Below are 12,114 nucleotides of genomic sequence, written 5' to 3' on the forward strand. Positions count from 1 at the left end.
CGGCCGGCAGAAAATTCAGCCCCTCCGGCGTTTGAGGAGCGGGGGTCCGGGGGCTGGCCCCCGGGACGGGACGGGTAGGGGCGGCGGGGGCGAAATAGAATCGGCGGGTGAACGACCCCGTAGCCCCGGCCGAAGCCCTGCGCCGCAGTCTTGCCGGCCTTCTCGACGGCCTCCCGCCCAGGCAGGCCGCCCAGGCCGTCGACCGCCTCATCGCCAACTACCGCGGAGCCACCCCCACCGACGCCCCCATCCTCCGCGACCGCGCAGACGTGGCCGCCTACGCCGCCTACCGCATGCCCGCCACCTTCGAGGCCGTGCACTCGGCGCTGGAGGCGTTCGCCGACGCCGTGCCCGGCTGGACACCCGGCAGCCACACCGACCTCGGCGGCGGCACCGGCGCCGCCACCTGGGCCGTCACCGCCACCTGGGACGGCACCCGCCCGGTCACCGTCCTCGACTGGGCCGAGCCCGCCCTGACCCTCGGCAAGGAAATCGCCCACGCCAACCCGGCCCTCCGGCAGGCCAGTTGGCGACGCGCCCGCATCGGCGCCGCCCTCACCCTCGACGACACAGACCTCCTCACCGTCTCCTACGTCCTCAACGAACTCACCGAACCCGACCGCACCGCCCTCGTCGACGCCGCAGCGGCCGCCGCGCAGGCCGTCGTGATCGTCGAGGCCGGCACCCCCGCCGGGTACACCCGGGTCATCGAGGCCCGTGACCGTCTGATCGCGGCCGGGTTCCACGTCGCCGCGCCCTGCCCGCACAGCGCCGGCTGCCCGATCGTCCCCGGCACGGACTGGTGCCACTTCGCGGCCCGGGTCAGCCGTTCCTCCCTGCACCGCCAGGTCAAGGGCGGCTCCCTGCCGTACGAGGACGAGAAGTTCAGCTATGTGGCCGCCGCCCGCTTCCCGGTGGCACCGGCGCCCCACCGTGTCGTGCGCAAGCCCCAGATCCGCAAGGGTCAGGTGCTCCTGGACCTGTGCGAGACCGAACCCTCCCTCGGCCGCACCACGGTCACCAAACGCCACGGCGACCTCTACAAGGCGGCCCGGGACGCGGACTGGGGCGACCCCTGGCCGCCGTACACCTCTCAGTCGTAGAACCGCATGCCGTTGCACCACGAGCCGGTACCGTCGGTCCATGGTCAAGAAGCCCGCCCCCGACGTCACCCGCCGCAGCGAGAGGTCCCGTCGCGCGATCTACGACGCCGCCCTCGCACTGGTCGGTGAGATCGGCTACCCGAGGACGACCATCGAGGGCATCGCCGCCCGGGCCGGCGTCGGCAAGCAGACGATCTACCGCTGGTGGGGGTCGAAGGCCGACGTCCTGCTGGAGGCGTTCCTCGACCTCAGTGCGCAGGCGGCCCGGGAGGCGGGCCAGGAGCCGTACGTCATCCCGGACACCGGCGACCTCGCCGCCGACCTCAAGGCCGTGCTGCGGATCACCGTCGACCAGCTGAAGGACCCCCGGTTCGAGGTGCCCTCCCGGGCGCTGGCCGCCGAGGGCCTCGTCAACGAGCAGCTCGGCCGGGAGTTCGTGGCCAAGCTCCTCGAACCCTCGCTCCAGCTGTACGTCGACCGGCTGCGTTCCGCGCAGGAAGCCGGTCAGGTCCGCCCCGAGGCCGACCCGCGGATCGCCCTGGAGCTGTTCGTCTCACCCCTCGCCCAGCGCTGGCTGCAGCACACGGGACCGATCTCGTACGCCTACACGGACACCCTCGTCGAGTACGCCCTGCACGGTCTTGCCCCTCGTACCCCGGATGTCCCTTCTGGCACCCCGGAGCACGGCGCGGTGGGACCATAAGGCATGCTGTTGCGCACGACAGCGAGGCGAGGGTGATGGATGAGCGCGGAGTTGGGCGGCCGGAACGGCCGGCAGGGCAAACTCTCCCAGTGGCTGCGTGGCCGCCGCCCGAAGGAGACCGGCGCCGACGACGCCGGCCGTGAGGCCCTGCTGCTCGCCGCCGCCGGAGCGGGTCTGCCGCTCGCCCCCGCCGCGCATCCCGCCCCCGGCTACCGCTGTTCCTGCGACCGCGTGGGCTGTCCCACCCCGGCCCGGCACCCCGTTTCGTTCGCCTGGCAGACACAGTCCACCACCGACCGCGCCCAGATCGAGCGCTGGGCCCGCCACCAGCCGCAGGCCAACTTCATCACCGCGACCGGTATGGTGCACGACGTCCTCGACCTGCCTCTGGAGGCGGGCCGGGAGGCGCTGGAGCGGCTGCTCGCCTCCGGGATCGAGGTCGGGCCCGTCGCCGAGAGCGACGACGGGCGCCTGCTGTTCTTCACCCTCACCCGGGGTACTCCCGAGGACGAGGACGAGTGGTGGCCGTGCGAGCTGGACTGCCACCCGGAGACGATGGACGAACATCCGGGGCTGCGGTGGCACTGCCGTGGCTCCTACGTCCTCGTACCGCCCGCCCGGCTGCCCGGTGAGGCGAGCGTGCACTGGGTGCGGGGGCTTGAGCATCCGCTGCCCGATCCGCTGAGTCTGCTGGAGATCCTCACGGATGCCTGCGCACGGTATGCGGGTGAGGAGGCCGATCAGGCGGGTGCGGGCTGGCCCCTGCGGCACTGAGCGCTCCGCGGGGCCGTTGGTCGTCTGCGGCGCCATCGTGGCTGGTCGCGCCCACGCGGCGGTAGCCGCAGATCGAATACAGTTCCGCGCCCCTTTGGGAGCGCGTCTATGAGCCCTGCGCGGACGTCAGCCCCTCCAACCGAGACAGGACCGACACCTGGTCGCCGCCCGAGCCTTGCTGTGGGTCCAGGGCCACCCCGTTCGACATGAACTCCAGCGTCAGCGACTGCTTGATCTCGCCGGTGGTCAGCGCCTTCACGCTCGCGGTCTGTGCCGGGATCGAGGTGCCCGTGGCGGCGGTCTGCTTCTCGTAGCGGCGGTTGGTGAAGAAGACCAGCGCACCGCCGTCCTCCGTGCGCAGCGCCAGGGGGGCGTAGCTGCCGCTGATGAGCGGCTCGTCGATGAACTGCGTGACCAGGCCCGGCTTCTTGGACAGCTTCTTGCGCTCGGCACGCCACTGGTCGGTGTGCGCACCCGGGGCGAAGACCTTCCCGCCGTTCTTCAGGTAGGACGCGTAGTCCTTGCTCAAGTCCCCCGGCGGGACGGCGAATTCGGTGGAGTTCGCCGGTACGGCCTCGGCCCAGCCCGCCGCGTCCTTCTTCACCTTCGGTAGCGTGCCGGGGCGGATGAGCGTCAGATACGCTACCTTCCACGGCCGGCCCAGACCGTCGCGGTGGAACACCAGCAGCCAGTGCAGATTGCCGCCCTTGTTGCCCTGGGCCTCCACGACGAACCAGCGGGGCCAGCCCGCCTTCTTCGGGATCGTGTACGTCACGTCGGTCAGCCGCAGCGGTGTGTGCGCCGGGTTGCCGGACGGGCTGAGCGTGTGACCGGCCTTGAGGCGGGCCGCGTCGATGTCGCCCAGGGCGCCGGTGACATGGTCGGCGTCGAGCGAACTGTCGTACGCCTTGTCCGCCTTGTTGTACGCGGACGTGAACTGCGCGAGCGCCCTGGCCGCCTCGGCGCGGGTGGAGGAGGGGAGCACCTCGCGCTCCCCGTGCACCACCACACAACCGCTCGCCGTCAACGACAAAGCGCTCACCGAGGCCGCAATCAGTGCACTTCGCTCAAGCCTGCGGAGCCTTCGAGGGCCGCGATCCCTGCTCATCAGGTGTCTTCACCTTCCCCTTCCCGGAGGCGAACCCTACCGGGGCGAAGAACAGCGTGAGCGTCGGGATCAGGTACAGCAGCCACACCGTGACCTGAAGGACGGTCGGGTCCGGCTGGAAGTTGAACACGCCCTTGAGGAGGGTGCCGTACCAGCTGTCCGGCGGGATGGTGTCGCTGATGTCGAACGCCAGGTGCGTCAGGCCGGGGATCCAGTCGGCCTCCTGAAGGTCGTGGAAGCCGTACGCCAGCACGCCCGCGGCCACGACGACCAGCATGCCGCCGGTCCAGGTGAAGAACTTCGCGAGGTTGATCTTCAGGGCGCCGCGGTAGAACAGCCAGCCCAGGAGGACCGCCGTCGCCAGGCCCAGCGCCACGCCGATCAGGGGGCGCGGGGTGCCGTCGCTGGCCGCGTGCACCGAGGCCCACACGAACAGGGCGGTCTCCAGGCCCTCACGGCCGACGGCGAGGAACGCGGTGGCGACCAGGGCGCCCGTGCCCATGGCGAGGGCCGCGTCCAGCTTGCCGTGCAGCTCCGACTTCAGATGCCGGGCGGTGCGCCGCATCCAGAACACCATCCACGTCACCAGACAGACGGCGACGACGGAGAGCGAGCCGCCCAGAGCCTCCTGTGCCTCGAACGTCAGCTCCTGGGAGCCGAATTCGAGGACGCAGCCGAAGCCCATCGCGATCAGCACGGCGATGGCGATGCCGATCCAGATGGGCCGGATGGCGTCCCGGCGGCCCGTCTTGACCAGGTAGGCGATCAGGATGCAGACGACCAGGCTGGCTTCGAGCCCCTCGCGCAGACCGATCAGGTAGTTGGAGAACACGGCTCACGCCTCCTTGGAGAACAGCGTGCTGCCCCACCAGTCGTCCTTGTCACGGACGCCGGGCGGAACGGCGAACACGGCCGAACCCACGTGCTGGATGTACTCGTTGAGGGCGTCGGTCGCCGACAGCCTGCGCTGCAGCGGGATGAACCCGTTGCGCACGTCCCGCTGGTAGGCGAGGAAGAACAGGCCCGCGTCCAGCCGGCCGAGGCCGTCGGTGCCGTCGGTGAAGGAGTAGCCGCGGCGCAGGATCGTGATCCCGTTGTTGGAGTCGGGGTGCGCGAGCCGGACGTGCGCGTCGGGCTTCATGGCCTTCAGGAACGGCTTGTCGTGCTCCTTGGCCTTGCCGACCGGAGCGCCCTCGCCCTTGTCCCGGCCGAAGACGTCCTCCTGCTCCTGCAGCGAGGTGCGGTCCCAGGTCTCGATGTGCATGCGGATGCGGCGGGCGACGAGATACGAACCGCCGGTCATCCAGTCGGGACCGTCCTTCTCGCCGACCCACACGAACTTCTTCAGACGGTCCGTCTCGGTGCCCGCGATGTTGCGGGTGCCGTCCTTGAAGCCCATCAGGTTGCGCGGGGTCTGCGCGTCCGGGGTCGTGGACGAGGTCTTGCCGAAGCCGAGCTGCGACCAGCGGATGTTGACCTTGCCGAAGCCTATGCGGGCCAGGTTGCGGATCGCGTGCACGGCGACCTGCGGGTCGTCCGCGCAGGCCTGGATGCACAGGTCGCCGCCGGTGCGGTTCCTGTCGAGGTTCTCGCCGGGGAACTGCGGCAGGTCCACCAGCGCCTCGGGCCGGTGGTCCTTCAGCCCGAACTTGTCGAACAGCGACGGCCCGAAGCCGATCGTCAGCGTCAGTCGCGAGGGCTTGAGGCCCAGCGCCTCACCGGTGTCGTCCGGCGGGGCCTCGGCGAGACCGCCGTACGCGCCCTCCCCGACCGCCTTCCCGCCGGTCATCCGGCGCGCGGCCGCCGTCCAGTCCTTCAGCATCTGCACGAACTCGGCGCGGTCGTCCGTCTGTACGTCGAACGCGGCGAAATGCAGCCGGTCCTGTACGGGCGTGGCGATGCCGGCCTGGTTCACGCCGTGGAAGGCGACCGCGGCTCCGGCCTCGGCGGCCGTCGGGTCCACGTCGTTGCCGGCGCGGGTCATCGCGACCGCACCGCCGGCCGCGGCGGCACCGAGCGCGAGCCCCGCCCCGCCCCAGCCGATCAGCGAACGCCGGGAGGGGGCCTGGGACTTGCCTGCCTCGGTGGTGGCGGCTTCCTGGGTGTCCGTCATGGTGTTGTCCGTCCCCTACTTGACGACGGCGGCGGCGAGCTTGGACAGCGGCTCCGCGAGCGCGTTCACCGCGTCCGAGAGCTCCTTGCGCTGGGTCTCGTTGACGGTGTCGTACGAGACGAAGCCGTCCGAGGTCTTGGTGGTGCGGTACTTGTCCAGCAGCGTGTTCAGCGCGGCGAACTGCTTGTCGAGCTCGGTGGCCAGCGCCTTGTCGTTGGTCTGCGCGACCGGCTTGAGCAGCTCGTACGCCTGCTGCGCGCCCTCGACGTTGGCCTTGAAGTCGCTCAGGTCGGTGTGCGAGTAGCGGTCCTCCTCGCCGGTGACCTTGCCGGTGGCGACCTCGTCGAGGAGCTCCTTGGCACCGTTGGCCATGGAGGTCGGGGTGATCGCGGCCTTACCTACCCGCTGCTGCCAGTCCTTCAGATCGGTGACCAGCTGGTCGGCGAGGGTCTTCTGCTCGGCGCCGATCTTCTTGTCCTGCCACAGCGCCTTCTCCAGCGCGTGCCAGCCCGTCCACTTCTGTCCCTTCTCCAGGCCGTCGGCACGGGTGTCGGTCTTCGGGTCGATGTTGCCGAAGGACTCGGCGATCGGCTCGGTGCGCTCCCAGCCGACGCGGGAGGGGGCGTAGGCGTCCTGGGCGGCCTTGAGGTCGCCGGCCTTGACGGCCCTGGCGAAGACCTCCACCTTCGGGACGGTCGCGTCGGCCTGCTCCTGCGCCCACTCGCGGTAGTCGGCAACGGCCTTGTCCAGCTTGGGGTTCCGCTTGGCGGCGGCGCCGGACCCGGTGACGGTCAGCTTCTGCCGGACGCCGTGGCCCTTCATGCCGGGCCGGCAGGCGATCTCGTACTCGCCGGCCTTCACCTCGGCGGTCAGTGTGTACTTCGTACCGGAGCCGATGTTCTCCTTCTCGGAGACGATCCGGTCGTCCGGGAAGAGGATCTCGACCTCGGTCGCCTGGGAGCCCTTGTTCTCTATCTTCAGGGTGACCTGACCGGCCGGCACCGACTTGGTGGAGGTGTCGCACTTGGAGTCGGCCGCGGTCACCTGGATCGCGGCGTCACCGTCGCCTTTGCTCTTCTCCGTGCACCCGGTGACGGCGGTCAGCGCCGCCGCGGTGGCGACGGCGGTGACGACGGAGAGTCTGGCGGCTCGCATGCAGGCTCCTGAGGCTGGCGAAGAATCGCGTGTCGAGCCTCACCCAGGCATGGTGAGGCTCGCCTAACTTATCTAAGGCTTGCCTGCGTAATACCCAGCCATGCGGTGATTCAGCTCTCATGGACGCTGTATGAGCACGGGGCGATCACGGTGGCTCAAAGCGCACCCCAAGCGATAGTCAAGCAAACGTCAAGGAGTCCGTTGCGGGATGATCAGGGGGAGCGTGAACGCGGAGACGGCGTAAAAGGGCGTAAGACTGTGCCCATGAACAGGGGGCGCCGGGAACTCCTCGGACCGGGGCGGCTCGTGCTGCATGTACAGGACCGCCCTGACCTGCCGACGTTGCGTTTCGAGACGGCGGGGGACGGCCGGATCCTGCTGCGGCAGGAGGAGCGGTCCGTGCTGCTGGGTAGGACGGCGGGTGACGGCTGCTGCAGGGAGCTGTATCTGCACGGCCTCGACGGCTACCGCTCACCGCTCCCGCCCCTGCGGTCGACTTTCATGCGGTCGTCGGTCAACTGGGTGCACCAGTACGCCCGTTGGATGGAGCAAGCGGACGGAACACCGTTCCAGGACGGACGCTGGGAACTGGCCCGTCGGGCCGTCTTCCAGCCGGGAGTCTGGACCGAGGACTTCCCCCGGGACTGGCCGACCGCCCGGCTGGATCTGTACTGCGGGGGAGGCTGGCACGGCGTCCTGCCCCTGCGCCGGCTCTCGCCGCCGGACGCGCCGCGCGTGAAGGCGTACCGCAGGCACGCCCGTGAGGGCACCCTCGCGCCCGTACTCCTGTGGTGGGTGACCTTCCTCGACGGCTGGGTCATCCTCGACGGCCACGACCGGGCGGTGGCCGCGCTCGCGGAGGGGCGGACGCCGGAGGGTGTGGAGCTGAGCCGGGTCCCGGACGAGGAGGACTGGCGCCGAGTGGCGGACGAGGTGACCGAGGGGCACGAGCACCGCATGGCACAGCTGGCGGACCGCCCCGACGACCCCGGCGTCGACCGCCGGCGGGCCACCCTGGAGCAGGCGTACGCCGAAACCCTCGCCACCCTCCCCTACGGCGTGGGCCCCACCCCCTTCCTGCCCCTCTCCGGTGGCGCCGCCACCTGGGAAGACCTCGCAGCCCGAGCAGTGTTTCAATGCCCCCGTGACTGACTACGACGTGCTCCGCGTCTTCTGTGCCCCGAACGGCGGCTACGGCAACGAACTCGGTGTCGTCCGCGAGGGATCCGTCATGCCCGATCGGGCGGAGCGACAGGCGTTCGCCGCGAAGCTCGGGTTCAGCGAGACCGTGTTCGTCGACGACCCCGAGCGCGGAGTCGTCGACATCTACACCCCCACCCTGCGCCTGCCCTTCGCCGGCCACCCCTGCGTCGGCGCGGCCTGGCTCCTCGACGTGGACGAACTGGTCACCCCGGCCGGGCTCGTCGGGGCACGCCAGGACGGGGAGTTCAGCTGGATCGAGGCCCGCGCCGAGTGGGCCCCGCCGCGCACATTGCGCCAGTACGCCACGGCCGCCGAGGTCGACGACCTGCCCGTCCCTCCGAAGGGGGAGTGGATCTTCGCCTGGGCCTGGGAGGACGAACCGGCGGGGCGGGTACGCGCGCGTGGGTTTCCTGGCCGGGACGACGGCATCGACGAGGACGAGGCCACCGGGGCGGCCGCGTTGCTCCTCACCGAGCGGCTCGGGCGGGCGCTCAATATCACGCAGGGGGCGGGGTCGCAGATCCTTACGGCTCCGCAGCCTCATGGGTGGGTCGAGATCGGGGGGCGCGTGTATTTGGAGCGTCAGCCCGAACGCTAGGGCCCGGTCCCTAGGCGCTCAGCGGGAACTCCTCGCCCAGCGCCCGGAACACCGCCGTGTTCAAGGCGAACGCTCGCTTGCACTCGGCGACGATCCGCTGCTTCTCCAGGTCGTCCGCCCGGATGCCGTCCAGCAGTTCCCGGTAACCCCTCTTGAAAGCAGCCGGGTTGGCGAGCCCCTCGAACACGTAGAACCGCACCCCGTCACCCTTCCGTGCGAACCCCCACGTCTTCTCCGCCCTGTCCCGGATGATCTGCCCGCCGGAGAGGTCTCCGAGGTAGCGGGTGTAGTGGTGGGCGACGTAACCCGCCGGCCACCGCAGCGCGCACTCCCGAACGCGGGCCGCGTACGCCTGTGTCGCCGGCAGCGCGGACAGTCCCGCCCGCCATCCGGCACCCCGCAGATGGGCCAGGTCCCGCTGCAGCGCCGCCAGCCGGAAGAGTTCCGGCCGGATGAAGGGCCCGGCCACCGGGTCGGAGGCCAGCCGCTCGGCCCCGGTTTCCAGGGCCTCGTAGACGAACCACAACTGCTCGGTGTAGCGCGCGTATGCCTCCACGCCCAGCCGGCCGCCCAAAAGGTCGCTCATGAACGTCGAGGTCTCCGCCTCGGTGTGCTGCTCGTGGGACGCGGTGCGGATGACGGTCGAGAAGGAGTCCATGGGCACCGTCTTTCAAGGTTGCCGACAGGCTGTCGGTAAAAGTGTACGAGAAAAGACCCGCCCCGGCAGCAGGGTGGGTCTTCGAAGATCGCTACGGGATCGCCGAGGGATCGCTACGGCAGGGTGAGGATCTCCGCCCCCGACTCCGTCACCACCAGCGTGTGCTCGAACTGGGCCGTCCGCTTGCGGTCCTTCGTGACGACCGTCCAGCCGTCGTCCCACATGTCGTACTCGTGCGTCCCGAGGGTCAGCATCGGCTCGATGGTGAACGTCATCCCGGGCTGCATGACGGTCGTCGCGTGCGGGCTGTCGTAGTGCGGGATGATCAGGCCGGAGTGGAAGGACGAGTTGATGCCGTGGCCGGTGAAGTCGCGGACCACCCCGTAACCGAACCGCTTGGCGTAGGACTCGATGACCCGGCCGATGATGTTGATCTGGCGGCCCGGCTTCACCGCCTTGATCGCGCGGTTCAACGACTCGCGGGTCCGCTCGACCAGCAGCCGCGACTCCTCGTCGACGTCGCCCACCAGGTACGTCGCGTTGTTGTCGCCGTGCACTCCGCCGATGTACGCCGTCACGTCGAGGTTGACGATGTCGCCGTCGCGCAGCACCGTCGAGTCCGGAATGCCGTGGCAGATCACCTCGTTGACCGAGGTGCACAGGGACTTGGGGAAGCCGCGGTATCCGAGCGTCGACGGGTAGGCGCCGTGGTCGCACATGTAGTCGTGCGCCACCTTGTCCAGTTCGTCGGTGGTGACGCCCGGCGCGATGAGCTTCGCCGCTTCCTCCATCGCCTGCGCGGCGATCCGGCCGGCGACCCGCATCGCCTCGATCGTCTCGGGCGTCTGCACCTCCGGCCCGGTGTACGGCGTCGGAGCGGGCTTGCCGACGTACTCGGGACGGCGGATGTTTCCGGGTACGGAACGGGTGGGGGACAGCTCCCCTGGGACGAGCAGCGACTGGCCAGACATGCCAGTGAGTCTAACGAGCGGGCGTGGGGGAACATGTTCGTGGCGAGAGGAGCAGGTCATGCCCTTGTTCAAGAAGCGCACGGTCGGCAAGCCGGGCGAGTGGTACTACTGCCTGGAGCACAAGAAGGTCGAGGAGGGGCCGGAGTGCCCCGCCAAGGACCGTTTCGGGCCGTACGCCTCCCGGCAGGAGGCCGAGCACGCGATGCAGACGGCGCGCGAGCGCAACCTCGAGTGGGAGAACGACCCCAAGTGGCACGACACCCCTGCCGGAACCCCTGACGACGACTGATCAGGCCTGCGCCGCAGTCCGTGCCGGTGCGGCTGCCGTCCGCTGGTCGCGCAGCCGCAGCGCGTGCTCGTTCGTGCGCACGTCGTACGTCATCAGCTTCGGCAGGCACAGCGCCAGCAGCCCCACCGCGCCCGCGCAGAGCAGGCCGCCGGACCAGACGGACGTCCGTACGCCCCACCAGGCGGCGAAGCCGCCGGAGCGGACCTGGCCGACGGTCGGGCCGACCGAGTACGACAGCAGCTCGATCCCGGCGAGCCGGCCGCGCAGCTCGTCCGGGATCGTCTGGTTCCACATGGCCCCGCGGAAGATCCCGCTGACCATGTCGCAGCCGCCGGCCACGGTCAGGAACAGCAGCACCAGCCATACGTTGCCGACGACGCCGGCGGCCGCGATCGCCAGGCCCCACAGCGCGGCCGACAGCACCACCATCCGCCCGTGCCGGTGCACCCGTGAGGTCCAGCCGCCGGTCAGCCCCACCAGCATCGAACCGAACGGGACCGACGCGTACATCAGGCCCAGTGCCCAGTTCGCGTCCAACTCGTCCGCGAGGAAGGGCAGTACGGCGAGCGGCATGGCCAGGAACATCGCGGCGAGGTCGACGGCGTAGGTACCGAGGAGTTCCTTGCGGCACCAGGCGTAGCGGGCGCCCTCCGCGATGGCCTTCAGCGACGGCTTCGCGGCCTCGTGCGCGGCAGGGGAGGCGGCGATGCGGACGATGAGGAGCACGGAGACGACGAAGGTCGCGAGGTCCGCGCCGTACGCCCAGCCGAGGCCCGCGTACGCCACCACCACGCCCGCCAGCGCCGGGCCTGCGACGCCGCCGACCGTCCAGCGCAGGGAGTTCAGGGCGGAGGCGGCGGGCATGTGCTCGTGGGCCACGATCCGGGGCCAGAGGGAGTCGATGGCCGGGCGCTGTACGGAGACGAGGGCGGAGGACAGGGCGGCGACGGCGTACAGCGGCCAGACGGCCGGGTGCGGGAGCAGGGCGTTGGCGAGCAGCGCCGCGCTGAGCATTCCTTGCCCCGCCTCGGTCCATACGATCAGCTTCCGCTTGTCGAGTGCGTCGGCGAGGGCGCCGCCGTACAGCCCGAACACGAGCAGGGGCAGCAGCTCTACGGCTCCGATCGCGCCGACCGCTGCCGCGGACCCGGTGAGCTCCTTGAGTTGCACCGGCAGTGCGACGAACGTCAGGAAGCTCCCGAAGTTCGAGATCGTCCCCGAGACCCACAGCCGTCGGAAGTCGCGGGAGTTCCGCCAGGGGGTGAGGTCGGGGAGGAGGGCGCGCAGGCCGTCGGTGGTCACGAAGGGCCATGGTCGGCGGGGCGGCTCACCCAAGGCAACCGTTTTTCGCCCCCGCCGCCCCTACCCGTCCCGTACCGGGGGCCAGCCCCCGGACCCCCGCTCCTCAAACGCCGGAGGGGCTGAATTTCTGCCGGCCA

13 protein-coding genes are annotated in these 12,114 nt (G+C 70.4%); 6 read left to right on the forward strand and 7 right to left on the reverse strand.

Features of this window, described 5'->3' with window-relative positions:
- Positions 1–107: 107 nt before the first annotated feature.
- From ACWCRD_RS44755 to ACWCRD_RS44765, 3 genes are read left to right on the forward strand one after another with little or no spacing between them, the layout of a single operon-like run.
- Positions 108–1,103, forward strand: a complete 996-nt coding sequence (locus tag ACWCRD_RS44755) for a small ribosomal subunit Rsm22 family protein (protein ID WP_450971427.1) — start codon at positions 108–110, stop codon at positions 1,101–1,103.
- 40 nt (positions 1,104–1,143) lie between these two features.
- Positions 1,144–1,806, forward strand: a complete 663-nt coding sequence (locus ACWCRD_RS44760; protein WP_450971428.1) for a TetR/AcrR family transcriptional regulator — start codon at positions 1,144–1,146, stop codon at positions 1,804–1,806.
- Between the two features lie 39 nt (positions 1,807–1,845).
- Positions 1,846–2,580, forward strand: coding sequence for a bifunctional DNA primase/polymerase (locus ACWCRD_RS44765; protein ID WP_450971429.1), 735 nt, complete (start codon positions 1,846–1,848; stop codon positions 2,578–2,580).
- Positions 2,581–2,686: 106 nt separating this feature from the next.
- Here the strand turns inward: ACWCRD_RS44765 and ACWCRD_RS44770 are convergent, their stop codons facing one another.
- The 4 genes from ACWCRD_RS44770 to efeO are packed head-to-tail and all read right to left on the reverse strand — an operon-like array spanning position 2,687 to position 6,956.
- Positions 2,687–3,688, reverse strand: a complete 1,002-nt coding sequence (locus ACWCRD_RS44770; protein WP_450971430.1) for a hypothetical protein — start codon at positions 3,686–3,688, stop codon at positions 2,687–2,689.
- Positions 3,648–4,520, reverse strand: a complete 873-nt coding sequence (efeU, locus tag ACWCRD_RS44775; RefSeq protein WP_450971431.1) for an iron uptake transporter permease EfeU — start codon at positions 4,518–4,520, stop codon at positions 3,648–3,650. Before efeU ends, ACWCRD_RS44770 begins: the two co-directional genes overlap by 41 nt.
- Positions 4,521–4,523: 3 nt before the next feature.
- Positions 4,524–5,801, reverse strand: a complete 1,278-nt coding sequence (efeB, locus tag ACWCRD_RS44780; RefSeq protein ID WP_450971432.1) for an iron uptake transporter deferrochelatase/peroxidase subunit — start codon at positions 5,799–5,801, stop codon at positions 4,524–4,526.
- A 15-nt stretch (positions 5,802–5,816) separates the two neighbouring features.
- Entirely contained in the window at positions 5,817–6,956 is a 1,140-nt protein-coding gene (gene efeO, locus ACWCRD_RS44785) for an iron uptake system protein EfeO (protein ID WP_450971433.1), read from the reverse strand.
- Positions 6,957–7,220: 264 nt separating this feature from the next.
- Between efeO and ACWCRD_RS44790 the strand changes: the two genes are divergently transcribed.
- Together ACWCRD_RS44790 and ACWCRD_RS44795 are read left to right on the forward strand one after the other, a co-directional pair.
- Positions 7,221–8,108: a hypothetical protein gene (locus ACWCRD_RS44790; protein WP_450971434.1), complete on the forward strand. Its 888-nt coding sequence runs from the start codon at positions 7,221–7,223 to the stop codon at positions 8,106–8,108.
- Entirely contained in the window at positions 8,101–8,757 is a 657-nt protein-coding gene (locus ACWCRD_RS44795) for a PhzF family phenazine biosynthesis protein (protein WP_450971435.1), read from the forward strand. Before ACWCRD_RS44790 ends, ACWCRD_RS44795 begins: the two co-directional genes overlap by 8 nt.
- 10 nt (positions 8,758–8,767) lie before the next feature.
- Here the strand turns inward: ACWCRD_RS44795 and ACWCRD_RS44800 are convergent, their stop codons facing one another.
- Entirely contained in the window at positions 8,768–9,415 is a 648-nt protein-coding gene (locus ACWCRD_RS44800; RefSeq protein WP_450971436.1) for a biliverdin-producing heme oxygenase, read from the reverse strand.
- 113 nt (positions 9,416–9,528) lie between these two features.
- On the reverse strand, positions 9,529–10,386 hold the full coding sequence (gene map / locus ACWCRD_RS44805) for a type I methionyl aminopeptidase (protein ID WP_115908504.1): 858 nt from the start codon (positions 10,384–10,386) through the stop codon (positions 9,529–9,531).
- A gap of 58 nt (positions 10,387–10,444) precedes the next feature.
- Between map and ACWCRD_RS44810 the strand changes: the two genes are divergently transcribed.
- On the forward strand, positions 10,445–10,675 hold the full coding sequence (locus tag ACWCRD_RS44810) for a hypothetical protein (RefSeq protein ID WP_450971437.1): 231 nt from the start codon (positions 10,445–10,447) through the stop codon (positions 10,673–10,675).
- On the opposite strand, the gene ACWCRD_RS44815 is transcribed toward ACWCRD_RS44810, so the two are convergent.
- Complete coding sequence (locus ACWCRD_RS44815) at positions 10,676–11,977, reverse strand: MFS transporter (RefSeq protein WP_450971438.1); 1,302 nt, start codon at positions 11,975–11,977, stop codon at positions 10,676–10,678.
- Between the last annotated feature and the right edge of the window lie 137 nt (positions 11,978–12,114).

Source organism: Streptomyces sp. NPDC002092, from assembly GCF_053593775.1.